Raw genomic sequence first — 23,648 nt, 5'->3', positions numbered from 1 at the left:
AGGGTGGACGCATGGAAACGGGGACGAAGGACGGGACGGGCCGGCCCGAGTGGGTGCGGCTGCCCGGGGGACTGCTCGGTCTGAGACGGCTGCTGCTGGTGCTGTGGACGGTGCCGCCGGCCGTCGTGAGCGCCGTGGTGCCCGCGCTGCTCTGGGGGCCGGTGTGGGCGGTGTGCGGGGTGTTCTGGCTCGCGGTGCTGGCCTGGGGCTGGTGGCTGCTGGAGCGGAACTGGCGGTCCTGGCGGTACGCCGAGCGCGCCGACGACCTGCTGATCGGCCGCGGGGTGCTGTGGCGGGAGGAGACCGTGGTCCCTTACGGGCGGATGCAGCTCGTCGAGGTGGCCTCTGGGCCGCTGGAGCGCCGCTTCGGGCTGGCCTCCCTCCAGCTGCACACCGCGGCCGCGGCGACGGACGCGAAGATCCCCGGGCTGGCGCCGGCCGAGGCCGAGCGGCTGCGGGACCGGCTCACCGAGCTGGGCGAGGCCAGGTCGGCGGGCCTGTGACCGACGGACCCGGCCGCCGCTGCGGCCCCTCCGACCCCTCCGGCGCGACCGACCCCGTGCCCGGGGAAGCCCCCGCGCCCGCCGCCGCGCCGCCCCCGCCCGCCGGTGAGCCGGGCGCCGAGCAGCGGCTGCACGTGCTGACGCCGCTGCGCCGCGCCTGGGTGCCGATCGCCGCCACCTTCGGCATCGCCGCCCAGCAGGGCGACCGCGTGGCGGAGTGGGCCGGCGGCCTCTCCCCGGTGGTGCGGGCCGCCGTGCTGGCCGCATTCGTCGCGTTCTTCGCCGCGTACGGCTTCCTGAGCTGGTGGTTCACGCGGTACGCGGTCACCGCCACCGAGCTGCGCATCCGCAGCGGGCTGCTCTTCCGGCGCACCGCCCACATCCGGCTCGACCGCATCCAGGCCGTGGACGTCACCCGGCCGCTGCTGGCCCGGGTGGCCGGCGTGGCCAAGCTGCGGCTCGACGTCATCGGCACCGAGGACAAGGACGAGCTGGCCTTCCTCGACGAGCGGACGGCCGTCGCGCTGCGCGCCGAGCTGCTGGCCCGCGCCGCAGGTTTCGCGCCCGAGCAGGCCGCAGGCGTGGGGGAGGCACCGCAGCGCGAGCTGCTGCGGGTGCGGCCCCGGGACCTGGCGGTGTCGCTCGCGCTGACGCTGTCGGCCTGGGCGGCCGTGCCCGCCGCGGCGGCCGCCGCGTTCGCCGTGTCGTGGTACGCGGACGGCCCGTGGGCGTTCGCCGCGCTCCTTCCCGTCCTGGCGGCGGCCTGGGCGGGCACGTTCGGCCGCTTCCTGGAGGAGTACGACTGGCGGGTCGCCGAGTCCCCGGACGGGCTCCGCCTCGACCACGGCATGCTGGACCGGGCCCACGAGACCGTCCCGCCGGGGCGGGTTCAGTCCGTGCGGATCGTGGAGCCGCTGCTGTGGCGGCGGCGCGGCTGGGTCCGCGTCGAGCTGTCCGTCGCCGGTTCGAAGAACGGGGTGCTCGTCCCGGTGGCCACCCGGGCCGCGGCCCGGGAGCTGATCGCCCGGATCCTGCCGGGCGCCGACCCGGAGGCCCTGGAGTTCGCGCCCGCGCCGCGCGGCGCGGCGCGCTGGGTGGTGCCGGTGTGGTGGAAGGGGTACGCGCTGGCGGTCTCGCCGGAGGTCTTCGCGGCCCGCCACGGCCGGCTGTGCCGGCGTACGGACATCGTCCCGCACGCCAAGGTGCAGAGCGTCCGGCTCACGCAGGGACCCTGGCAGCGGGCCCGCGGCGTGGGCGACGTCCACGTCGACCACGGGGCCGACGGCACGGTCACCGCCCGGCTGCGGGCCGCGGACGAGGCCGCCGCGCTGCTCGCCGCCCAGGCGGACCGCTCGCGGACCTCCCGGGCGGGCGCCCGCCCGGACCGCTGGATGGCCGCCGGCTGACACCGGGCCGGGCCGGCCGCGGGGCGGGCGGTTACGCGGCGCCGCCGCCGGCCCGGACCAGGCCCGACTCGTAGGCGAGGACGACGACCTGCACCCGGTCGCGCAGGTTCAGCTTGGTCAGGATCCGGCCCACGTGCGTCTTGACGGTCGCCTCCGACAGCACCAGCCGGGCCGCGATCTCGCCGTTCGACAGGCCCTGCGCCACCAGCAGCATGACCTCCCGCTCGCGCTCGGTCAGCCGCTCGATCTCCTTGTTCTGCGGCTCCTGCGTGCCCGTCGGCAGCATCGGGGCGAACCGGTCCAGGAGCCTGCGCGTCGTCGACGGCGCCACCACGGCGTCGCCGCTGTGCACCGAGCGGATCGCGGCCAGCAGCTCCGCCGGGGGCACGTCCTTCAGCATGAAGCCGCTCGCGCCGGCCTTCAGGCCGGAGAAGGCGTACTCGTCCAGGTCGAAGGTGGTCAGGATGATGACCTTCGGGTGCTCGGGGGCCGCGCAGATGCGCCGCGTCGCCTCCACCCCGTCCAGCCGGGGCATGCGCACGTCCATCAGGACCACGTCCACCTTGGTGGAGCGCAGCACCTCCAGCGCCTCCAGGCCGTCGCCCGCCTCGGCGACGACCTCCATGTCGGGCTGGGCGGCGAGCACCATCCGGAAGCCCGTGCGCAGCAGCACCTGGTCGTCGACCAGCATCACTCGGATGGACATCAGTTACCTCGACCTCGTCCTCGTCAACTCTTCTTGAGCGGAAGCAGCGCGCTGATCCGGAAGCCGCCGCCGGGACGCGGGCCCGCGTCCAGGGTTCCGCCGACCATACCGACCCGCTCGCGCATGCCGATCAGCCCGTGCCCGGCGCCGTCGGCGCCGCCGTCCTCGTACATCTCGTGCGCCGCGCCGCGGCCGTCGTCCTCGACGAGCAGCCCGAGGCCGTCGTCGAAGTACACCAGGCGGACGCTCGCTCTGGCGTCCGGGCCGCCGTGCTTGCGGGTGTTCGTCAGCGCCTCCTGCACGATCCGGTAGGCGGTGAGCTCGACCCCGGTGGGCAGCTTGCGCGGCGCGCCCTCCACCTCGAAGTCGACGTCGAGGCCGGCCGCGCGCACCTGCTCGACGAGGACCTCGATCTGCTCCACGTCCGGCTGGGGCACGTAGTCCTCGGACTCCTGCGGCTCGCCGGTGCGCAGCACGCCCAGCAGGCGGCGCATCTCGGCGAGCGCCTGGCGCCCGGTGCCGGAGATCGTCTGGAGGGCCTCCTTGGCCTGCTCCGGCGCGACGTCCATGACGTACGCCGCCCCGTCCGCCTGGACCACCATCACCGAGACGTTGTGCGCGACGACGTCGTGCAGCTCGCGGGCGATCCGGGCGCGCTCCGCGGCCACCGCGACCTTCGCCTGGGCCTCGCGCTCCTTCTCCAGCCGCTGGTTCCGCTCGACGAGCTCGGCGTAGTAGGCGCGGCGGGTGCGCAGGGAGTCGCCGAGCACCCAGGCGAGCGCGAAGGGGACCATGGCGAACAGCGTGAACAGGACGTTCGCCGTGCTGTCGCCCTTGTCGACGGGGAAGCGCAGTGAGTAGAGCGGGGCCGCGGCCAGCCCCGTGCCGAAGGCGGCCCGGGACAGGGACCGCGGGACGGCAGCCGAGGCGGCCACCGTGTAGAGGACGACGAGCATGCCGAAGTCGGCCGTGTGGATCGGGACGCCGGCCAGCAGCTGGTAGGCGCCGGCGCCCACGGCGAGCGCGAACACCGACCGGGTCCACCGGCGGCGCAGGGCGACGGCCGCGCCCATGGCGGCGACCGAGGGCACCGCGAGGAGTTTGGCGGCGGAGCCGGAGCCCGAGCCGGCGACCTCGAGCAGCGCGATCCCGCACAGGAGGACAGCCCAAAAGGTGTCGACCCCCGTGGGGTGTCTGCGGAAGAAGTCGTAGAGGCGCTGCACGTAATCAGGGTAGGAAGACGGGATAGGTGCTGGAGTCAACCACAGGGGCGATCCGTCCTCCGGACGTGTACTCCGCAAGGTGGAGGCCGAGCTTAGCCTGTGGAGGATGAGCACTGAGGACGGACGCCGCGGCCCGGTCGGCTGGCGCGCGGCGATGGAGGCGGCGCTGTACGGGCCCGGCGGCTTCTACGTGCGCCCGGGCGGACCGGGCCCCGCCGGGCACTTCCGGACCTCCGTCCACGCCTCCCCGCTGTACGCGCGGGCCGTGGCCCGGCTGCTGTGCCGGGTCGACGGGCAGCTCGGCCGGCCGGACCGGCTGGACCTGGTCGACATCGGCGCCGGGCGCGGGGAGCTGCTGGCCGGGGTGCTCGCGGCGCTGCCGCAGGAGACGGCCGCGCGGGTGCGCCCGTACGCGGTGGAGAAGGCGGGGCGGCCGGCCGGGCTGGACCCGCGGATCACCTGGGCGGCCGAGCCGCCGCGGGGCGCGGTGGGGCTGCTCTTCGCCAACGAGTGGCTGGACAACGTCCCCCTGGACGTGGCCGAGGACGGGCGCTACGTCCTGGTGGGCCCGGACGGCGCGGAGACCCCGGGCGGGCCGGTGGACGGCGCCGACCGGGAGTGGCTCGCGCGCTGGTGGCCGGGGCCGGGCCGGGCGGAGATCGGCCGGCCGCGGGACGAGGCGTGGGCGGCGGCCGTCGCGACGCTGGACCGGGGCCTGGCGGTGGCCGTCGACTACGCGCACACCCGTGCGGGGCGGCCCCCGCACGGCACGCTGGCCGGCTTCCGGGAGGGCCGCCAGGTCCCGCCCGTGCTGGACGGCAGCTGCGACGTCACCGCGCACGTCGCCCTCGACTCCTGCGCCGGGCCGGGCGCGGTGCTGCTGACCCAGCGGGAGGCGCTGGCCGCGCTCGGCGTCTCGGGGGCCCGGCCGCCGCTGGCCCTGGCCTCGTCCGACCCGGCCGCGTACGTACGGGCGCTCGCGGCGGCCGGGGAGGCGGCCGAGCTCACCGCCCGCGGCGGCCTCGGCGACTTCGGGTGGCTGGTCCAGCCGGTCGGCGTGGAGGCCTGGCCGCAGGCCTGAGCGGCCTTCCCGCGGACGCGCGGCGGGGCCGGGCGGTGACGTGCACCGCCCGGCCCCGCCGGACCGTTCCCGCAGGCCGGCTGCCGCCGGCGCTGCTCAGCCCCGGTCCTACTCGGTCACCTCGTGGCCGTGGCCGTCGTGGAGGCCGCCGCCGCTGCCGGCGTTGCCGCCGGTCGGCTGCGAGACCACCGGGCGCGACAGCGGCGCCAGGTCGTGGGCGTAGTGGCCGACCGCGTCCGCGATCACGTCCACGTTGATGTCCAGGGCCTTCTTGTCGATGTTGGACAGGTCGTCGCCCGCGGCGTGGTAGTTCGGGTCGTAGGCCTTGCCCGCCTCGCCGCCGAACTTCGCCGCCTGCGCCGCGGTCTTGATGCCCTCGGCGCCGGTGAAGGTGCCGCCTGAGGGGATGCCGACCTCGATGAACGGGCCGTAGTCCGAGCGGCCCGTGAAGTCGGTGCCCTCGTGCGGGATGTTCTTCGAGTCCAGGAAGTCCGTGATCCCGCGCTCCAGCTGGGCGGAGCCCTCCGGGCCCGGGCCGGCGCCGACGCCGTCGGAGTCGTCGCCGTCGTAGACGAAGTAGGCGGCGTTCGGCGAGCCGATCATGTCGAAGTTCAGGTACAGCTTGATCTGCTTCTTCTGCGCCTCGGTCAGGCCGCCGACGTACGCCTCGGAGCCGAGCAGGCCGAACTCCTCGGCCGACCACCAGGCGAACTTCACCTTGTTCTTGACCTTGTTCTGGCTGCTCGCCAGGCGCTGCGCCACCTGGAGGATGCCGGCGGAGCCCGAGCCGTTGTCGTTGATGCCCGGACCGGCCGCGACCGAGTCCAGGTGCGCGCCGAGGAAGACGGTGTTGTTCTCGTCGCCGCCCTTCGTCTCCGCGATGACGTTGAACGTCTTGCGCTGCTCGCGCAGCTCGCGGATGTCCAGGGTGACCTCGACCGGGCCGGCCGCGGCCTCGGCGGCGAGCTTCTCGCCGTCCGCCTGGGTGACGCCGCCGGTCGGGATCTTCCCGGCGGCCGGGTCGCCGAGGGTGCCGTTGAGGGCGCCGTCGGTGTTGTTGTAGATGACCGCGCCGACCGCGCCGGCGGCCGCCGCGTTGGCCTGCTTCACCGCGAAGGTGCAGCCGCCGCGCTTGACCAGGGCGATCTTCCCGGTGAAGGCGCCCGCCGCGAAGTCGCCGGGCTCGCAGCCGTTGGTGCCGTCGGCGTCGACGGGAGCCGCGGCGAGCTGCGCCGTGATGCCGTCCTCAGGGCCGCTCGCGGTGTACGTCATCAGGTGGATGGGCACGTCGCGGCCGTTCGCGCCGTTCACCTTCAGGGATTCCGCGACCGTCTCGACGTACGTGAACTCGAACTCGTTGCGGGAGACCTTGTAGCCCGCGTTGCGGAGCACCGATTCCACGTACTGGGCGGACTGCACGTGGCCCTTGGAGCCTGCCGCGCGGTGGCCGTTGTTGTAGTCGGCGATCGACTGGAAGACCTTCAGGTGGTTGTAGGCGCCCTTGCCGGTGGAGTCCTTGACCAGCTTCCTGGCCAGGGCGTCGGCGCGGGCGGCGTCGCTCTGCGGGCTGGTCGCCCCGGCCGGTCCGGCCAGGAGCAGGGGGGAGGCGAGGGCGGCGGCAGCCAGGGCGGCGGTCGCGGCAGCTATACGGCGTGACGGCATGAAGGTCCTTCCACGACGGGTGCGAGCGGACACACGGAAGCGAAACGCGCTACGTGGGGGGAGTGGTGGACGCACGTTATAGACGGGGAGGCGGATCTGGCCAGAGTTTTCACTGATTCCGGTTTGTGAATTCCATATATCGGTACATCCGTATGGTTCGAAACCGGCTGTCTCTACCTCAGGACGCCCTCGATGAAGTCGGGTCCGATCCGGGCAACCGCCCCCAGATCCAACTGGTGCTGCGCATATCGGCCCTGACGGCGCGTATGCAGCAGACCTGCCTTCTTCAGGGCCGAAAGGTGACGGGACACCTCCGGAGGGGTGATGCCGTGCACCCGCGCCAGCTCGCTCGTCGTGTACGGCGCCCGGGCCAGACTCCGGCACAGCATCATCCGCATGGGGTGCGCCAGTGCCTCCATTCGGCGGCGGAGCGTCTCGACCGAGCCCGGGGAGGGCAGTTCGGGCCGGCGCACCGGGTAGTGCACGACCGGCCGCCAGCCCGGGGCGTGCAGCACGAGCAGGTGCGGCCAGCCGAAGTGCGTCGGGACGAACACCAGTCCGGGGCCTATCCGGGGATCGGTCGCGGTCGCGGTGCCGTGCACCATCTTGTCCGCGGTGATGACGGTCCGCTCCGGATCGACGCTCAGGGCACCGGAGACCTCCTCCAGCGCGGCCGCCAGCCCCCTGCGGCGCAGCACCTCCGCCTTGTGCCGCGCGTCCGCGGCCTGCTCCGGCCCCACCCGGCGCCACGTCTGCGCGAAGAACGCCTCGTCGCAGTCCTCCAGCAGCCGCCGCAGCCACACCCGTACGGACGCGGTGTCGTCCAGCAGCCGCAGCGAGAACTCCAGCCGGCCGGGCCCGCGCGCCGCGGCCGTCTCCAGCACCCTGGCCCGCGCCCCCGCGTCGGTCAGCGGGGACGGCCCGCCGCCCTCGTTGTACAGCGCCAGCCAGCAGTGCTCCAGGGCGGCCGTCACGAACCGCTCGTCGTCCAGCCGGTCGAGGACGTCGAGCTCCTCCGCGAGCGTCCCCGCGGGCAGGCCGCTGCCGCCGGGGATCCCCGCGAAGGCCATGAATATGTCGGCGAACGAGCTGCGCCACATGAAGTCGCCCTCCAGCAGCCGGTCCGCGACGCACGGGTCGAGGCAGGCGGCCGTGGCGGCCGTCCAGGAGGCCAGCTCCGGGTGGTGGGCGGGCTGGGACAGCGCGTGCAGGGCCATGCACAGCTCGGCGAGCGGGGAGGGCGCGAACGCGATGCGCTCGTCGGGCAGCCCGGCGATGTCGATGGTGACGCTCATCGGGCCATTCTGGCCGTACGGACCCTCCTGACCAGGCACGACCCGGTCGATTGACGGCGGTTGCCAATCGTCGTGCGGTTCGGCCCGGACGGGTCCAGGGTGGAGGGATGACAGCGATCGAGCAGTACCTCATCGACACGTACCGGGCGGCCCAGCGCCAGGAGGCCCCGCCCCCGCCGCCGGGCCGCCACGACGTCGCCGCCGTGCGCGCGGCCCGTACGTACGCCCGGTTCCAGGCGGTCGTCGACGGCCGCGCGGCGGAACACCCCTGGCGCGCGGCCGTCCGCCGCCTGCTGACCCGCCCGCGGCCCTGCTAGGAGCGGGGGCCGCGGGGGCCGGCCGGTCAGCCGAAGTTCGGGGCGTTGCGCTCGTAGACCAGGCGCAGCCCCACCAGGGTGAGCCACGGCTGGTGGTCGTCGATCACCGAGGACTCGCCCAGCACCATCGGCGCCAGGCCGCCGGTCGCGATCACGCGCACGTCGTCCGGGTCGCCGTGCGGGCCGGCCAGCTCGCGCGCCATCCGGGTCACGACCCCGTCCACCTGGCCCGCGAACCCGTACACCACGCCCGACTGCATCGCCTCGACGGTGGACTTGCCGATCACGTGCCGCGGCCGGGCCAGCTCGATCTTGCGGAGCTGCGCGCCGCGCACGCCGAGCGCCTCCATCGAGATCTCGATACCGGGGGCGATCACCCCGCCCACGTACTCGCCGCGGGCGGACACCGCGTCGAAGGTGGTCGCGGTGCCGAAGTCCACCACGATCGCGGGGCCGCCGTAGAGCTCGACGGCCGCGACCGCGTTGATGATGCGGTCCGCGCCGACCTCCTTGGGGTTGTCCATCAGGATCGGCACGCCCGTCTTGATGCCGGGCTCGACCAGCACCGCCGGGACGTCGCCGTAGTAGCGGCGGGTCACCTCGCGCAGCTCGTGCAGCACCGACGGCACCGTCGAGCAGATCGCGATGCCGTGGATGCCGTCGCCGAGCTCGCTGCCCAGCATCGGGTGCGTGCCCATCAGGCCCTGCATCAGGACGGCCATCTCGTCGGCCGTGCGGCGCGGGTCCGTGGAGATCCGCCAGTGCTCGACGATCTCCTCCCCGTCGAAGAGGCCGAGCACCGTGTGGGTGTTGCCCACGTCGATGGTGAGCAGCACCGGTTACACCGCCTCGCGCAGGTCGAGGCCGATGTCGAGGATGGGCGAGGAGTGGGTCAGCGCGCCCACCGCGAGGTAGTCGACGCCCGTCTCCGCGTACGCGCGGGCCGTGTCCAGGGTGAGCCGGCCGGAGGACTCCAGGACGGCCCGCCCGGCCACCAGCGCGACGGCCTCCTCGGTCTCCGGCACCGTGAAGTTGTCCAGCAGGATCAGGTCGGCGCCCGCGTCGAGGACCTCGCGGACCTGGTGCATCGTGTCGACCTCGACCTCGATCGGCACCTCCGGGAACGCCTCGCGCACGGCCCGGAACGCCTCCGCGACGCCGCCCGCGGCGACGACGTGGTTGTCCTTGACCAGCGCGGCGTCCGACAGCGACATGCGGTGGTTGACGCCGCCGCCGCAGCGGACCGCGTACTTCTCCAGGGAGCGCAGGCCCGGCGTCGTCTTGCGGGTGTCGCGGACCTTCGCCTGCGTACCCTCCAGGACGTCCGCCCAGCGGCGGGTGGCCGTCGCGATGCCGGACAGCCGGCACACGATGTTCAGGGCGCTGCGCTCGGCCGTCAGCAGGTCCCGGGTGCGGGCCCGCACCGACAGCAGCACGTCGCCCTTCTGCACCGCGTCGCCGTCCTCGGCGTGCCGCTCGACCTCGAAGGACTCGGTGCAGACGACCGAGAAGACGGCCTCGGCGATCCGCAGGCCCGCCACGACGCCGTCCTCGCGGGCGACGAAGTCGGCCACGGCCTCGGCGTCCTCGGGCACGGTCGCGACCGTGGTGACGTCCTCGCCGCCGTCGAGGTCCTCGGCCAGCGCCATGTGGGCGATGTCCTCGACCTCGACCGGGTCCAGCCCGGCCTCGGCCAGCAGCCGGGCGAGCGCCGGGTCCAGGCCGCTCTCCTCGCCGTCGGCGCAGCCGCAGCCGTCGCCGCAGCCGCCTTCGTTCTGCTCGATCAGGGGGAGTTCGGGGGTGCTCACGTTGACTGCTCCTGGCTCAGGGGGTGCTGTACGGACGGGAAGTCCGCGGAGTCGGTGGTGGTGACGACCAGGGCCCGCTTCTCGGTGGCGGACAGCCTGACGACGAGGTGGCGGCGCCAGGCGGCGTCGTCGCGCTCGGGGAAGTCCTCGCGCCAGTGGCAGCCGCGGGTCTCCTCGCGCCGCAGCGCGGCGGCGACCAGGACCCGGGCCACGCACAGCAGGTTCGTGGCCTCCCACGTCTCGGTCCCCGGCACGGCGGTCTTGCCGTCGGCCTCCTGGGCCGACAGCGCGGTCGCGTACAGGTCCTCCAGGGCGGCGGCGGCCCGGCGCAGCGACTCGGCGGAGCGGAGCACGCCCGCCCCCTCGGTCATGATGCGCTGGACCTCCTGGCGCGCCTCTGCGGGCTGGAGCGGGCCGGTGGAGGGCACCGGGATGCCCGGGCCGGTGCCGGCGGGCTGCGTGCGGGCGATGTCCTCGGCGATCCGCTCGGCGAAGACCAGGCCCTCCAGCAGCGAGTTCGACGCCAGCCGGTTCGCGCCGTGGACGCCGGTGCAGGCGACCTCGCCGCACGCGTACAGGCCGGGCACGGTGGTGCGGCCCTGCAGGTCGGTGCGGACGCCGCCGGAGGCGTAGTGCGCGGCGGGCGCGACCGGGATCGGCTCCGTGACCGGGTCGATGCCGTGCGCGCGGCAGGCGGCGAGGATCGTCGGGAAGCGCTGCTCCCACATCTCGGCGCCGAAGTGCCGGGCGTCCAGGTACATGTGCTGCGCGCCCTGCTCCTGCATGCGGCGCATGATGCCCTTGGCGACGATGTCGCGGGGCGCGAGCTCGGCCAGCTCGTGCGCGCCGACCATGAAGCGGACGCCGTCGGCGTCGACGAGGTGCGCGCCCTCGCCGCGGACCGCCTCCGACACGAGCGGCTGCTGCCCCTCCGCGTCGGGCCCGAGGAAGAGCACGGTCGGGTGGAACTGGACGAACTCCAGGTCGGAGACCTCGGCCCCGGCGCGCAGCGCGAGCGCGACGCCGTCGCCGGTGGACACCGACGGGTTGGTGGTCGCCGAGAACACCTGGCCCATGCCGCCGGTCGCGAGGATCACGGCGGGCGCGTGGACGGCGCCGACGCCGTCGTGCTGGCCCTCGCCCATGACGTGCAGGGTGACGCCGGCGGTGCGGCCCCCGGCGTCCTGGAGCAGGTCCAGGACCAGGGCGTTCTCCACGGTGCGGATCCCCGCGGCGTGGACGGCCTCGACGAGTGCCCGGGAGATCTCGGCGCCCGTGGCGTCGCCCCCGGCGTGTGCGATGCGGCGCCGGTGGTGGCCGCCCTCGCGGGTCAGCTCGATCTCGCCGGTCTCGGCGGACGTGTCGAAGCGGGCCCCGGAGGCGATCAGGCGCCGCACGGCGTCCGGCCCCTCGGTGACCAGCAGCCGCACCGCGTCCCCGTCGCACAGCCCGGCGCCCGCGACGAGGGTGTCGTCCAGGTGCTGCTCGGGGGTGTCGCCCTCGCCGAGGGCGGCCGCGATGCCGCCCTGGGCCCACCGGGTGGAGCCGTCGTCCAGCCGGGCCTTGGTGACGACGACGGTGCTGCGGCCCGCGGCTGCGCAGCGCAGGGCGGCGGTCAGGCCGGCCACGCCGGAGCCGACGACCACGACGTCGGCGTCGAGGGCCCAGCCGGGTGCGGGCGCGTGCAGCCGTATGCCGGTGCCGGCGGAGGCTGCGCCAGGGGTGCTCACGAGTGTGCTCCGAACTCCAATGGGATGTTGTCGATCAGCCGGGTGGCGCCGACCTTTGCGGCGACGGCCAGCACGGCCCGCCCGGTGAAGTCCGGGCCGACGTCGGTGAAGTCCTCCGGATCCACCAGGGCCAGGTAGTCCAGCACCAGCGGCGGGTCGAGCCGCCCGGCCTCCTCCAGTACGTGCAGCGAGGCGGCGCGCACGGCGTCGGGCAGGCCCGTCCCCGCGGCGGACACGGCGTGCGCGTCGGCGGAGGCCCGGATCTCCCCGAGCCGGGCGAGGGCGGTGGCCCGCTCGTCGCTGGCGGGGGAGGCCTCGGCGCGGGCGCGCAGCGCGGCCTGCGCGGCGAGCCGGTCGCGGCCCGCGAACAGGGCCCGGGACAGGGCGAGGGCGGTGCGCCGCTCCGCCGTGTTCAGGTAGCGGTTGCGGGAGGACAGGGCGAGCCCGTCGTCCTCGCGGACGGTCGGTACGCCGACGATCTCGACGGGGAAGTTCAGATCGGTCGCCATCCGCCGGATCAGGGCGAGCTGCTGGGCGTCCTTCTGGCCGAAGAGGGCCAGGTCGGGGCGGGTGAGGTGGAGCAGCTTGGCGACGACGGTGAGCATCCCGTCGAAGTGCCCGGGCCGGGTGGCGCCCTCAAGCCGCCCGCCCATGGGCCCGGAGCTGATCCGGACCTGCGGCGCGCCGCCGGGGTAGACCTCCTCGACGGCCGGGGCGAACACGGCGTCGGCGCCGGCCTCCCGGGCCAGGGCGAGGTCGGCGTCGAGGGTGCGCGGGTAGCGGTCGAGGTCCTCGTTCGCGCCGAACTGGAGCGGGTTGACGAAGACGGTGACGACGACCTGCCCCTCGGGCCCGGCCTGCTCGCGCGCGGTGCGGACCAGGGTCGCGTGCCCCTCGTGGAGGGCGCCCATGGTCATGACGACGGCCCGCGGGCCGGAGCCCGCCCGCGGCAGCTTGGCCAGCTCCTCGGCGGTGTCGATCAGCAGCAGGTCGCGGCTCACCGGCCGTCGCTCCCTTCGGCGCCGCCCGCGGCGTCGGCGCTGTCTGCGAGGACCCCCAGGAGGTCCTCGGCGAGTTCGGGCTTGAGCAGTCCGTGCGCCAGCGCGCGGTCGGCCGTCGTACGGGCCATCGCCAGGTATCCGGAGACCGTGCCCGGAGCGTGCTTGCGCAGCTCCGACACGTGCGCGGCGACCGTGCCGGCGTCGCCCCGGGCCACCGGCCCGGTCAGCGCGGCGTCGCCCGAGCGCAGGGCGTTGTCCAGGGCGGCGCCCAGCAGCGGGCCGAGCATCCGGTCCGGGTGCTCCACGCCGGCCTTGCGCAGCAGCTCCATGGCCTGCGCGACCAGCGTGACGAGGTGGTTGGCGCCGAGGGCCAGGCCCGCGTGGTACAGCGGGCGGGCCTCCTCCGCGATCCACTCCGGCTCGCCGCCCATCTCGATGACCAGCGCCTGCGCGGCGAGCCGCAGCTCCTCGGGGGCGGTGACGCCGAAGGAGCAGCCTGCGAGCCGCTGCACGTCGACCTCGGTGCCGGTGAAGGTCATCGCCGGGTGCAGCGCCAGCGGGAGCGCGCCCGCACGGCGGGCCGGGTCCAGGACGGAGGCCCCGTACCGGCCCGAGGTGTGCACGAGGAGCTGCCCGGGCCGGACGGCGCCGGTCTCGGAGAGGCCCTGCACCAGCCCGGGCAGGGCGTCGTCGGGGACGGTCAGCAGCACCAGGTCGGCCAGCTCCAGCACCCGCGCGGGCGGGACGAGCGGCACGCCGGGCAGCATCCGCTCCGCGCGGCGGCGGGAGGCGTCGGAGACGCCGGAGACGGCGACGGGCCGGTGGCCGGCCAGCCGCAGGGCGCAGGCCAGCGCGGGGCCGACCCGGCCGGCCCCGACGACGCCGACGGACAGCCGGGCGGGCCGGGCGGACGGATCCGGGGGTTCCGTCGGATGGGGTGCGTTCACGCGGGAAGGGCCTTCCGTTCCAGTCCGCGGGGGTACCGGACGATACGCCGCCATGCTAGCCCCTGGCCGCCGGGCGCGATCAGCGATGATCTGGGCCATGACGGATGACATCGAGCGGGCGAACCGGCTGGTGGCGGCCGCCCGCACCGCGCGGCGCACGCTGTGGCGCGGCGCGGGCGAGGCCACGGTCGGCGAGCTGCTCGCCGACCTGGCCGCCCCGGACCCCGACGAGCCGGCGGACCTGTACGGCGACGGGGTCGTCGCCCGCCTGGAGGAGCGCGTGGCGCAGCTGCTCGGCATGGAGGCCGCCGCCTTCTTCCCCTCCGGGACCATGGCCCAGCAGGTCGCCCTGCGCTGCTGGGCCGGCCGCACCGGCAACCCGGTCGTGGCCCTGCACCCGATGAGCCACCCCGAGGTGTGGGAGGGCGGCGCCCTGTCGCTGGTCTCGGGGCTGCGCACGGTCCACCCGACGCGGGAGCCGCGCCAGCCGACCGCCGAGGAGGTCGCCGGGCTCGCGGAGCCGTTCGGGACGCTGGTGCTGGAGCTGCCGCTGCGCGACGCCGGCTTCCTGCTGCCGTCCTGGGAGGAGCTCGAAGAGCTCGTCGGCGCGGCCCGGGAGCGGGACGCGGTCGTCCACTTCGACGGGGCCCGGCTGTGGGAGTCCACCGTCCGCTTCGGCCGCCCGCTGCCCGAGATCGCCGGACTCGCCGACTCCGTCTACGTCTCCTTCTACAAGTCGCTGGGCGGCCTCAGCGGGGCCGCCCTCGCCGGGCCGGCCGCGCTGGTGGAGGAGGCCCGGGTGTGGCGCCACCGCTACGGCGGCCAGGTCTTCCGCCAGTTCCCGCAGGCCCTGTCGGCGCTGGCCGGACTGGAGCGGGAGCTGCCCCGGCTGCCGTTGTACGTCGCCCACGCGCGGACCGTCGCCAAGGCCCTGCGGGAGGGCTTCGCCGCCGCCGGGACGCCCTGGTTCCGGATCCATCCGGAGGAGCCGCACACCCACCAGTTCCAGGTGTGGCTGCCGTACGCGGCGGACCTCCTGACCGAGGCGGGGATCCGGCTCGCGGAGGAGACCGGCACGATGCTGTTCCGCAGCTGGTCGCCGGGGCCCGTGCCCGGCCTGTCCGTGACGGAGGCGGAGGTGGGCGCGCCCGGCCTGGAGTGGAGCGCCGAGGACGTCGTCCGCGCCGTGGAATCCTTCGCCACCCGCCTGGAACCGGCCACGACGCACCGAATTCGGCCGAAGTAGCCGAACGGGGCCCGCCCCGGAGTTACCGTCCCACCACGGGAAGCACCAGCCCGTCCCTCGGAGGAGAGACCACATGACCGCTCACCCCGCCTGGCAGAAGTCCTCGTACTGCGGCGACGGAGATGCCTGCGTCTACGTGTCCGCCGCCCCCGGCCACCTCGTGCGCGTCGCCGACCTGAGCGACCCGGCGCACCTCGTCCTGGCCACCACGCAGGCCGCGTGGGCCGACTTCCTGCGGGCCGTCAAGGAGCACGGCTGACGCAGGCCGGTCGCCGCGGGTCCCCCGGGCGCCGCCCGGCCGCCGCGCCGCAAACGCGACGATCAGGGGATTTTGTCCGATTAGCGCGTATCTTCGGCCCATGCCCACGCCCTACGGAACCCGCGGCGGCATGGCGTTCAGCGCCGCCGAGCTGCGCGTGCTCAGGCGCACGCTCGCCCGTGCCCTCCAGCCCTCACCGGCCCCGCCGACGGCCGCCGAGGTCCAGGACTGCCTGCACCTCGCCCAGGCGGTGGACGACGCGGCCCGGGAGGCGGGCCGGCTCAGAGCGTTCCTCCTCGCCGACCTCGACCGCTACCGCAGAGCCCTCCCCGGCAGCCGCTCCGGCTACCTGGGACTCCTCGCGGACGCCCTCGCCGCCGGCTGCGAGCCGCTCCCCGAGGACCTGGACGCCCTGCGCGGCCTGCGCCCGCACCCGGCCGCCGAGGCGCTGCTGGAGCGGATCCGCACCGCGGCCGAGCACCCCCTGCCCCGCCGCAGGCCGGTCGTCGGCCCGCCGCGCACCCGGCTGCTGGCACTGGCCGGCGGCCGGGAGGGCGGCCAGGAGCCGCCGCCGCGGCCCAAGCCCGGCCCGAAGGAGCCGGCCCGGCCCCAGCGGCCCGCGGAGCGGCCGGGCGAGCGGCCGGGCGAGCGGCCCGCGCAGCGGCCCGTACCGACCCCGGGCGAGGTGTTCCCGCCGCGCCGCAGGCCGACCCCGCCCCCGGCGGCGGACCTGGCCGCCGGGTAGCTACGCTGGGGGGCATGGACTACGTTTCCGCGCTCCTTCCCCCCGTCGTCATGGCCGCGTTCTTCATCGCCCTCATCGTGACGATCGTGAAGAGCCAGGGCGGCGCCAACAAGGCGAAGGAGGACGCGGCCGTCGACGCCGCGCTCGCCCGCGCCGAGTCCGCCCGGCAGTCGCAGCCCTGACGGGCCGAGCACGACCCGGGCGTACGGCCTTCCGGCCGTGCGCCCGATTTTTGTGCCCCTTTCCGCGCGCATGACCGGGCAATTCCGTACATTCCGCACTATCGTGCAGGTGTGCCCCGGCCCTTGGGAGAACTCGAAGACGCCGTCATGACGCGGGTGTGGCAGTGGAACCGCCCCGTCACGGTGAGGGAAGTCCTGGAGGACCTCCAGCAGGAGCGGTCCATCGCCTACACCACGGTCATGACCGTGATGGACAACCTCCACCAGAAGGGCTGGGTCCGCCGCGAGGCCGAGGGCCGCGCCTACCGCTACACGGCCGTCTCCACCCGGGCCGCCTACTCCGCCGCCCTGATGAACGAGGCCTGGTCGACCAGCGACAGCCCGGCCGCCGCCCTGGTCGCCTTCTTCGGCATGATGTCCGCCGAGCAGCGCGAGGCCCTCCGCGACGCCATCCGCATCGTCCAGCACGACGACGAGGCGGCCGCCGAACCGGCCCCGCAGGCCCCGGCCGCCGCCGAGCCGCCCCCGCAGGAGCCGCCGGCCGCGGAGGGCTCCGCCGGGCAGGCCGCGGCACCGGGGCGATAGCGTCCGGCCATGGCCGACATTTCCGCTGCCCCCGCAGAAACGGTGACGATCCGCCGTGCCCGCACCCGCGATGTCCGCGCACTGCGCAGACTGCTGGACCAGTACGTGCACCAGCGGATCCTCCTCGACAAAGCCCCCGTCGTCCTTTACGAGGACATCCAGGAGTTCTGGGTGGCCGAACGGGACTCCGACGGCGTGGTCGTCGGCTGCGGCGCTCTCCACGTCATGTGGGAGGACCTCGCCGAAGTCCGCACTCTCGCCGTCGACCGCGACGTGAAGGGGGGCGGTGTCGGCCACCTCCTGCTCGTGCAGTTGTTGGAGACCGCCCGCGCCCTCGGCGTCAGCCGGGTTTTCTGCCTCACCTTCGAAGTGGACTTCTTCGCGAAGCACGGCTTCGTCGAGATCGGGGAGACCCCGGTCGAGACCGATGTCTACATGGAGCTCCTCCGTTCCTATGACGAGGGCGTCGCCGAGTTCCTCGGTCTCGAACGGGTGAAGCCGAACACGTTGGGCAACAGCCGCATGCTTCTGCGTCTCTGATCGATCACGGCGGCTTTTCCCGGGGTCCGCGCACCTGTGGCCTATGTCCGAATCGCGCACGTTTCCCTCCCCGTTGCGGTCCTGAACCTCTCCCCGGGGGTTTGTGTTTTCCCCGGAAAAGCGGTTTCCTTTCCGCGTACTGCTTTTCGATGAAAGGAAATCCGGTGGCACAGAAGGTTCAGGTCCTTCTTGTCGACGACCTCGACGGTGGCGAGGCGGACGAGACCGTGACGTTCGCTCTGGATGGCAAGACCTACGAGATCGACCTCACCACCGCCAACGCGGAAAAGCTCCGTGGTCTGCTCGAGCCGTACACCAAGAGCGGGCGCCGCACCGGCGGCCGTGCCGCAGCCGGCCGCGCCAAGGGCCGCGCCGCCTCCGGCTCCGGACACCCGGACACCGCCGAGATCCGCGCGTGGGCCAAGGCCCAGGGGATGAACGTCAACGACCGCGGGCGCGTCCCGGCCGAGATCCGCGAGGCCTACGAGAACGCCAAGGGCTGACCGCTCAGCGGCGTGCGCCGCCGCAGCCGCGCCCGGTGGCACTCCGTCGCCGCCGCGGCTACCAGGCGCACGAGATCGGGCCGGTCCGCGGCCCCGCCGCCCCGCCCGGGACCGGGCAGGGCGGGCAGCAGGGCCTCGCACCCCGGTCCGGGGGGCCGCAGCCACACGGCGGCCCCCCGGAGGCTTCCCCGCGGCCACCGCCCCGGTGGGACCGGGGCGGTGAAGGCACCGCCCCCACCCAGGGCGGTGAGGTCCAGGGCGACCCCGCCCCACTCCAGCCAGTCCAGCAGCCCGCCCAGCTCGTCTGCGCTCCCCGCGGCCAGCAGGAAGCGCATCCGGCCGCCCTCCAGGGCGACGGGACCCGTCGGCACGGTCCGCCGCAGCAGCTCCGCCCCCGCATCGGACGGCAGCTCCAGGGCGTCGAACCGGATCCCGGTGGGCAGTGCGCCGGGCGGGCCGCCCACCACGGGCCAGCCGAGGACGTCCTCGTACCAGGAGTCGAATCCGGCGTCCGGGGCGGAGCGGGGCGGCGGAACGGTGAAGGCCATGCCCGGAGCAACTCCGGGAGGCCCGCCGGGTTACGCTGGGCGTCCCGACAGGTGCGGAACGTAAAGCCCGCCGCCGGCGGAGTCCCGCATTCGGGACGGAATCGTGTTCGCCCGTAGCGGAGGGACGCGGTGCCGCGGGCATGGAGTGTCAGTGTGCACGGGTAAGACATTCCTAGTGGATCGGGGCGACACGCTGATTTGAGCGGTTCCGTTCGCCATCGGCGTACACGTGTGACGGGTATCTGCCTGGCCTGCGGGAACATCGTCTCGCACCATCGGGTTGGAGCAGTTGTCGGCTGTTGGAGCCGGTTTTCCCCAGGACACGGGGGTGAGCCGCGGACGGATGTCGGCAGTTGGAATGAGCTGTCCCGCCCCGCGGGACTAGCATGCGGAAGGACAGGGCGGGGACCGACCCCGAACTGCCCGACCGCTCTGAGGAGCGATAAACGATGTTCGAGAGGTTCACCGACCGCGCGCGGCGGGTTGTCGTCCTGGCTCAGGAAGAAGCCCGGATGCTCAACCACAACTACATCGGCACCGAGCACATCCTCCTGGGCTTGATCCACGAGGGTGAGGGTGTCGCCGCTAAGGCCCTGGAGAGCCTCGGGATTTCGCTCGAGGCTGTTCGCCAGCAGGTTGAGGAGATCATCGGCCAGGGCCAGCAGGCCCCGTCCGGGCACATCCCCTTCACCCCGCGGGCGAAGAAGGTCCTGGAGCTTTCGCTCCGAGAGGCCCTCCAGCTCGGCCACAACTACATCGGCACCGAGCACATCCTGCTCGGCCTGATCCGCGAGGGCGAGGGCGTCGCCGCCCAGGTCCTGGTGAAGCTGGGCGCCGATCTCAACCGGGTCCGTCAGCAGGTCATCCAGCTGCTCTCGGGCTACTCCGGCGGAGGCAAGGAGTCGGCCACCGCAGGCGGCCCGGCCGAGGGCACCCCCTCGACCTCGCTCGTCCTGGACCAGTTCGGCCGCAACCTCACCCAGGCGGCCCGCGAATCCAAGCTCGACCCGGTCATCGGGCGCGAGAAGGAGATCGAGCGGGTCATGCAGGTGCTGTCCCGCCGCACCAAGAACAACCCGGTCCTCATCGGCGAGCCCGGCGTCGGCAAGACCGCCGTCGTCGAGGGCCTGGCGCAGGCCATCGTCAAGGGCGAGGTGCCCGAGACCCTCAAGGACAAGCACCTCTACACCCTGGACCTGGGCGCCCTGGTCGCGGGCTCCCGCTACCGCGGCGACTTCGAGGAGCGCCTGAAGAAGGTCCTCAAGGAGATCCGCACCCGCGGCGACATCATCCTGTTCATCGACGAGCTCCACACGCTCGTCGGTGCGGGCGCCGCCGAGGGCGCGATCGACGCCGCCAGCATCCTCAAGCCCATGCTGGCCCGCGGTGAGCTCCAGACCATCGGCGCCACCACGCTGGACGAGTACCGCAAGCACCTGGAGAAGGACGCGGCCCTGGAGCGCCGCTTCCAGCCGATCCAGGTGGCGGAGCCCTCGCTCCCGCACACCATCGAGATCCTCAAGGGCCTGCGCGACCGCTACGAGGCCCACCACCGCGTCTCCATCACGGACGAGGCCCTCGTGCAGGCGGCCACCCTGGCCGACCGCTACATCTCGGACCGCTTCCTGCCGGACAAGGCGATCGACCTGATCGACGAGGCCGGCTCCCGGATGCGCATCCGCCGGATGACCGCACCGCCGGACCTCCGCGAGTTCGACGAGAAGATCGCGGGTGTCCGCCGGGACAAGGAGTCGGCGATCGACTCGCAGGACTTCGAGAAGGCGGCCTCCCTCCGCGACAAGGAGAAGCAGCTCCTCGCCGCGAAGGCCAAGCGCGAGAAGGAGTGGAAGGCCGGCGACATGGACGTCGTCGCCGAGGTCGACGGCGAGCTCATCGCCGAGGTCCTCGCGACCGCGACCGGCATTCCCGTCTTCAAGCTGACCGAGGAGGAGTCCTCGCGCCTGCTGCGCATGGAGGACGAGCTCCACAAGCGCGTCATCGGGCAGAAGGACGCCATCAAGGCGCTCTCCCAGGCGATCCGCCGCACCCGTGCGGGTCTGAAGGACCCGAAGCGCCCCGGCGGCTCGTTCATCTTCGCCGGCCCGTCCGGTGTCGGTAAGACCGAGCTGTCGAAGACGCTCGCCGAATTCCTCTTCGGCGACGAGGACGCGCTGATCTCCCTCGACATGTCGGAGTTCAGCGAGAAGCACACGGTTTCCCGCCTCTTCGGTTCGCCCCCCGGCTACGTGGGCTACGAAGAGGGCGGCCAGCTCACCGAGAAGGTGCGCCGCAAGCCGTTCTCCGTCGTCCTCTTCGACGAGGTCGAGAAGGCCCACCCGGATATCTTCAATTCCCTTCTCCAGATCCTGGAGGACGGTCGCCTGACCGACTCCCAGGGCCGGGTCGTGGACTTCAAGAACACGGTCATCATCATGACCACCAACCTGGGCACCCGGGACATCTCGAAGGGCTTCAACCTGGGCTTCGCCGCCACGGGCGACGTCAAGACCGGCTACGAGCGCATGAAGGCCAAGGTCAACGAGGAGCTGAAGCAGCACTTCCGCCCCGAGTTCCTGAACCGTGTCGACGACACGGTGGTCTTCCACCAGCTGTCGCAGGACGACATCATCCAGATCGTCGACCTGATGATCGCCAAGGTGGACGAGCGCCTGAAGGACCGCGACATGGGCATCGAGCTGAGCGGCGACGCGAAGCTCCTGCTCGCCAAGCGCGGCTACGACCCGATCCTGGGCGCCCGCCCGCTGCGCCGGACCATCCAGCGCGAGATCGAGGACATCCTGTCGGAGAAGATCCTCTTCGGCGAGCTGCGCCCGGGCCACATCGTGGTCGTCGGCAAGGAGGGTGAGGGCGAGGACGCCAAGTTCACCTTCCGCGGCGAGGAGAAGTCGGCCCTGCCGGACCTCCCCCCGATCGAGGCGACGGGCTCCGGCCCGGACCTGAGCAAGGGCGCGTGACCGCGCGGTCCGCACAGGCGGCCTGACGCACCAGGGCGGCCCCGGAACCACTCGGTTCCGGGGCCGCCCTTTGCGTCGGCGGCGCCCCCGCGGGCACTCCCCGGGCCGCGGAACCCGCCCCGCAGGGCCCGCAGGGGCCTCCGGCCGGTGACAAGGGGCACAGGGCAAAACGGACGTCCTATGACCTTTCGTAGATCCAGTGTCCGATTTGTCCCCACCCTGCCCCTGGCATCAGTGCTGGCAGCGGGCGGTCTACGGCCTGCGTCACACGACCCCCGGCTACGAGCCGGGGTAGTAAAAGGGACGTTTGGGGATGGCGTGGGGCGCGGGTTACCAATGAGGGGCAAGCCCGGCACCCGGTCGCACAGCGTGCCGGGCCGCCTGATGCCTGACTGCCCTTGTCCCCGGCCCCGGAGGTCTTTCATGTCCGCGAAGCGCGTCACCACCCCCCGTACCCGTCTCGCCATCGGCGCAACCGCCATCGGTGCGGCCCTGGCCCTGGGTGCCGGGACCGGCTCCGCGTTCGCCGACGAGGCCCCCACCAGCCTGACCGCCACCGCCGAGCTGGTCGCCGCGCAGGCGTCCGCCCAGGCCTCCGCCAAGGCCGGCGCCTGGCAGAAGCCGCTCTCCACCTACACGCTCAGCGCCACGTACGGCAAGGGCGGCAACCTGTGGTCGCGCAAGCACTCCGGCCAGGACTTCGCCGTCCCGGTGGGCACCCCGGTCAAGTCCGTCTCCGCCGGCGTCGTCGTCAAGGCCGGCCCCAACGGCGGCGGCGACGGCCCTGCCTACGGCAACGCCGTCGTGGTCAAGCACGCGGGCGGCACCTACTCGCAGTACGCGCACCTGTCCAAGATCCAGGTGAAGGTCGGCCAGAAGGTCGCGAAGGGCAAGCAGATCGCCCTCTCCGGCAACACCGGCAACTCGACCGGCCCGCACCTCCACTTCGAGATCCGGACCACCCCGAACTACGGCTCCTCCGTCAACCCGGTCGCCTTCCTGCGCGCCGCCGGCGTCACCCTCTGACCCGGAGCCCCTCCGAACGGCACGGCAGGCCCGGCGGGGATTCCCCCGCCGGGCGGGCTCAGTAGAGCAGCCAGGCCCCGGTCGGCTCGACCGACGCATTCGCCTTGCCCGGCTTCAGCGTGTCGACCTGCGCCGCGGACAGCGCCTTGTCATAGGTCTGGATGCTGTCCATGGCCCCGTTCCACGCGGCCGTCCACTTGTCCTCGTGCCGGACCCGCGCCAGCTGGAGCGGCCCCTTCGCGTCGTGGATGCCGGGAACCGCCGCCTCGCCGGCCTTCTTCCCGTTCACGTACAGGGCGATCTGCTTGCGCTCCGCGTCGTACGTCGCGGTCAGCTCGGCGAAGGTCTTCTCCATCTTCGAGCTCTTGCCGCTGACGACGACGGTCGTGGCGTCCGCGCCCTGGTCCCCGGTCTGGACGCGGAACACCCAGGCCGGCTTCCCCTTCACCTGGTCCAGGCCCAGCGCGAACGACGACGACTTCTCGTTGCCCTGGCTGACGGCGATCTGCCGGCCCTTGGTGGAGCGGACCCAGACGCGGGCCGAGACGGTGAAGCTCTTGGACGTGTCGACGATCTGCTTCTCGGACTCCGCGTAGGAGTTCTCACCGCCCCTGGTGCGGATCTCGAAGCGCTTGTCGATCGGGAAGACGCCCGCGTCGGGGCCCATCTTCAGCGGCGCCTTGCCGGCGCGGTCCCGGATCTGCGTCGGGTCGTCCTTGACGGTGGGGCTGTTGTCCACGGGCTTCTTGCTCTTGGAGCCGCTCGGCGAGGGCGAGCCCGGCTCGGAGGCCGCCGGCCGGCCGTCCGCCTGCGGCTGCTCCCCGCCGTCCCCGCCGAGCAGCCAGAACGCGCCGCCGCCGGCGAGCAGCGCCAGCACGGTCGCGCCGCCGACGATCCCCCACGTCCTCTTCTTGCGCCGCTCGGACGCCGTGCGGTCGGCCAGCGCCTCCCAGTCGGGCTGCCCGGACTGCTGCGCGTAGAACGGCGCCGGTGCCGGGGCCTCGTGGACGGGCAGCCCGGCCGGCGGCCACTGCGCGGGCGGCATGGTCGGATTCTGCTGGAACGGCCCGCCGGGCGCTCCCGGCGCTCCGGGCGCTCCCGCTCCGGCCGGTGCGCCGGTGCCGTCCTGCCGGTACGGGTTCGGGGCGCCCGCCTGCGGGAAGCCGTAGCCGCCCTGCGGGGCGGCCCCGCCCGGCGGAGGGCCGAAGCCGCCGCCCGCCGCGGGCTGTCCGGGCGGGAAGCCGTAGCCGCCGCCGGGTGCCGGCGGGACCGGCGGGAACCCGTAGCCGCTGTTCCCCGGAGCGGGCTCGGGCTGCGGGGTGTTCGGGGGATGCTTGCCGTCGGTCATGCCAGGGATGCT

At 73.8% G+C, this 23,648-nt stretch carries 24 protein-coding genes; 13 read left to right on the top strand and 11 right to left on the bottom strand.

Annotated elements, in window-relative coordinates:
* Positions 1 to 11 precede the first annotated feature (11 nt).
* Both MUK52_RS13530 and MUK52_RS13525 read left to right on the top strand, forming a co-directional pair.
* A complete protein-coding gene (locus MUK52_RS13530; protein ID WP_114053560.1) occupies positions 12 to 503 on the top strand; it encodes a PH domain-containing protein in 492 nt (163 codons plus the stop codon).
* A complete protein-coding gene (locus MUK52_RS13525; protein WP_502963564.1) occupies positions 500 to 1,909 on the top strand; it encodes a PH domain-containing protein in 1,410 nt (469 codons plus the stop codon). The genes MUK52_RS13530 and MUK52_RS13525 overlap by 4 nt, the downstream gene beginning before the upstream one ends.
* Positions 1,910 to 1,940: 31 nt before the next feature.
* On the opposite strand, the gene MUK52_RS13520 is transcribed toward MUK52_RS13525, so the two are convergent.
* Entirely contained in the window at positions 1,941 to 2,615 is a 675-nt protein-coding gene (locus MUK52_RS13520; protein ID WP_114053561.1) for a response regulator, read from the bottom strand.
* A gap of 23 nt (positions 2,616 to 2,638) precedes the next feature.
* A complete protein-coding gene (locus tag MUK52_RS13515; protein WP_114053562.1) occupies positions 2,639 to 3,838 on the bottom strand; it encodes a sensor histidine kinase in 1,200 nt (399 codons plus the stop codon).
* 106 nt (positions 3,839 to 3,944) lie between these two features.
* On the opposite strand from MUK52_RS13515, the gene MUK52_RS13510 reads away from it, so the two are divergent.
* A complete protein-coding gene (locus MUK52_RS13510; protein ID WP_284576457.1) occupies positions 3,945 to 4,919 on the top strand; it encodes an SAM-dependent methyltransferase in 975 nt (324 codons plus the stop codon).
* Positions 4,920 to 5,027: 108 nt separating this feature from the next.
* Here the strand turns inward: MUK52_RS13510 and MUK52_RS13505 are convergent, their stop codons facing one another.
* A complete protein-coding gene (locus MUK52_RS13505; RefSeq protein ID WP_114053564.1) occupies positions 5,028 to 6,581 on the bottom strand; it encodes a M28 family metallopeptidase in 1,554 nt (517 codons plus the stop codon).
* A gap of 173 nt (positions 6,582 to 6,754) precedes the next feature.
* Positions 6,755 to 7,876: a DUF5937 family protein gene (locus MUK52_RS13500; protein WP_284576454.1), complete on the bottom strand. Its 1,122-nt coding sequence runs from the start codon at positions 7,874 to 7,876 to the stop codon at positions 6,755 to 6,757.
* A gap of 107 nt (positions 7,877 to 7,983) precedes the next feature.
* Between MUK52_RS13500 and MUK52_RS13495 the strand changes: the two genes are divergently transcribed.
* A complete protein-coding gene (locus MUK52_RS13495; protein WP_114053566.1) occupies positions 7,984 to 8,193 on the top strand; it encodes a hypothetical protein in 210 nt (69 codons plus the stop codon).
* 26 nt (positions 8,194 to 8,219) lie between these two features.
* On the opposite strand, the gene MUK52_RS13490 is transcribed toward MUK52_RS13495, so the two are convergent.
* From MUK52_RS13490 to MUK52_RS13470, 5 genes are read right to left on the bottom strand one after another with little or no spacing between them, the layout of a single operon-like run.
* Complete coding sequence (locus MUK52_RS13490; protein WP_114053567.1) at positions 8,220 to 9,029, bottom strand: type III pantothenate kinase; 810 nt, start codon at positions 9,027 to 9,029, stop codon at positions 8,220 to 8,222.
* A 3-nt stretch (positions 9,030 to 9,032) separates the two neighbouring features.
* Positions 9,033 to 10,001 carry a carboxylating nicotinate-nucleotide diphosphorylase gene (gene nadC, locus MUK52_RS13485; RefSeq protein ID WP_114053568.1) on the bottom strand — a complete coding sequence of 323 codons (969 nt, stop codon included), beginning with the start codon at positions 9,999 to 10,001 and terminating at the stop codon, positions 9,033 to 9,035.
* Entirely contained in the window at positions 9,998 to 11,731 is a 1,734-nt protein-coding gene (locus MUK52_RS13480; protein ID WP_114053569.1) for an L-aspartate oxidase, read from the bottom strand. Before MUK52_RS13480 ends, nadC begins: the two co-directional genes overlap by 4 nt.
* A complete protein-coding gene (panC, locus tag MUK52_RS13475) occupies positions 11,728 to 12,732 on the bottom strand; it encodes a pantoate--beta-alanine ligase (protein WP_114053570.1) in 1,005 nt (334 codons plus the stop codon). Before panC ends, MUK52_RS13480 begins: the two co-directional genes overlap by 4 nt.
* Entirely contained in the window at positions 12,729 to 13,679 is a 951-nt protein-coding gene (locus MUK52_RS13470; RefSeq protein WP_114053571.1) for a Rossmann-like and DUF2520 domain-containing protein, read from the bottom strand. Before MUK52_RS13470 ends, panC begins: the two co-directional genes overlap by 4 nt.
* A gap of 97 nt (positions 13,680 to 13,776) precedes the next feature.
* On the opposite strand from MUK52_RS13470, the gene MUK52_RS13465 reads away from it, so the two are divergent.
* The 7 genes from MUK52_RS13465 (at position 13,777) to MUK52_RS13435 (ending at position 17,739) form a co-directional block, all read left to right on the top strand.
* Complete coding sequence (locus tag MUK52_RS13465) at positions 13,777 to 14,925, top strand: threonine aldolase family protein (RefSeq protein WP_284576451.1); 1,149 nt, start codon at positions 13,777 to 13,779, stop codon at positions 14,923 to 14,925.
* 73 nt (positions 14,926 to 14,998) lie between these two features.
* Positions 14,999 to 15,184 carry a DUF397 domain-containing protein gene (locus tag MUK52_RS13460; RefSeq protein WP_114053572.1) on the top strand — a complete coding sequence of 62 codons (186 nt, stop codon included), beginning with the start codon at positions 14,999 to 15,001 and terminating at the stop codon, positions 15,182 to 15,184.
* A gap of 100 nt (positions 15,185 to 15,284) precedes the next feature.
* Positions 15,285 to 15,929 (top strand): hypothetical protein, encoded by a 645-nt coding sequence (locus MUK52_RS13455; RefSeq protein ID WP_284576448.1) that lies wholly within the window; start codon positions 15,285 to 15,287, stop codon positions 15,927 to 15,929.
* 14 nt (positions 15,930 to 15,943) lie between these two features.
* Positions 15,944 to 16,111 carry a hypothetical protein gene (locus tag MUK52_RS13450; protein WP_174250333.1) on the top strand — a complete coding sequence of 56 codons (168 nt, stop codon included), beginning with the start codon at positions 15,944 to 15,946 and terminating at the stop codon, positions 16,109 to 16,111.
* 111 nt (positions 16,112 to 16,222) lie between these two features.
* Positions 16,223 to 16,696, top strand: a complete 474-nt coding sequence (locus MUK52_RS13445) for a BlaI/MecI/CopY family transcriptional regulator (RefSeq protein WP_114053574.1) — start codon at positions 16,223 to 16,225, stop codon at positions 16,694 to 16,696.
* Between the two features lie 9 nt (positions 16,697 to 16,705).
* Positions 16,706 to 17,236 (top strand): amino-acid N-acetyltransferase, encoded by a 531-nt coding sequence (locus MUK52_RS13440; RefSeq protein WP_114053575.1) that lies wholly within the window; start codon positions 16,706 to 16,708, stop codon positions 17,234 to 17,236.
* Positions 17,237 to 17,400: 164 nt separating this feature from the next.
* On the top strand, positions 17,401 to 17,739 hold the full coding sequence (locus MUK52_RS13435; protein WP_114053576.1) for a histone-like nucleoid-structuring protein Lsr2: 339 nt from the start codon (positions 17,401 to 17,403) through the stop codon (positions 17,737 to 17,739).
* Here MUK52_RS13435 and MUK52_RS13430 read toward each other — a convergent pair.
* Positions 17,718 to 18,287 carry an SCO3374 family protein gene (locus MUK52_RS13430; RefSeq protein ID WP_284576443.1) on the bottom strand — a complete coding sequence of 190 codons (570 nt, stop codon included), beginning with the start codon at positions 18,285 to 18,287 and terminating at the stop codon, positions 17,718 to 17,720. The genes MUK52_RS13435 and MUK52_RS13430 overlap by 22 nt on opposite strands.
* A 449-nt stretch (positions 18,288 to 18,736) precedes the next feature.
* Here MUK52_RS13430 and MUK52_RS13425 point away from each other — a divergent pair, with 449 nt between their 5' ends.
* The gene (locus MUK52_RS13425; protein WP_114053578.1) at positions 18,737 to 21,262 is read left to right on the top strand and encodes an ATP-dependent Clp protease ATP-binding subunit; all 2,526 of its coding nucleotides are present in this window, start codon (positions 18,737 to 18,739) and stop codon (positions 21,260 to 21,262) included.
* Between the two features lie 423 nt (positions 21,263 to 21,685).
* On the top strand, positions 21,686 to 22,288 hold the full coding sequence (locus tag MUK52_RS13420; RefSeq protein WP_284576441.1) for a M23 family metallopeptidase: 603 nt from the start codon (positions 21,686 to 21,688) through the stop codon (positions 22,286 to 22,288).
* Between the two features lie 58 nt (positions 22,289 to 22,346).
* Here the strand turns inward: MUK52_RS13420 and MUK52_RS13415 are convergent, their stop codons facing one another.
* Positions 22,347 to 23,636, bottom strand: coding sequence for a LamG domain-containing protein (locus MUK52_RS13415; RefSeq protein ID WP_284576439.1), 1,290 nt, complete (start codon positions 23,634 to 23,636; stop codon positions 22,347 to 22,349).
* Between the last annotated feature and the right edge of the window lie 12 nt (positions 23,637 to 23,648).

The organism is Streptomyces sp. 2P-4 (assembly GCF_030167965.1).
GTDB lineage: Bacteria > Actinomycetota > Actinomycetes > Streptomycetales > Streptomycetaceae > Streptomyces > Streptomyces globosus_A.
The sequence above is the reverse complement of the archived record's forward strand: the minus strand, read 5'-3'. Positions and strand labels throughout refer to the sequence as shown.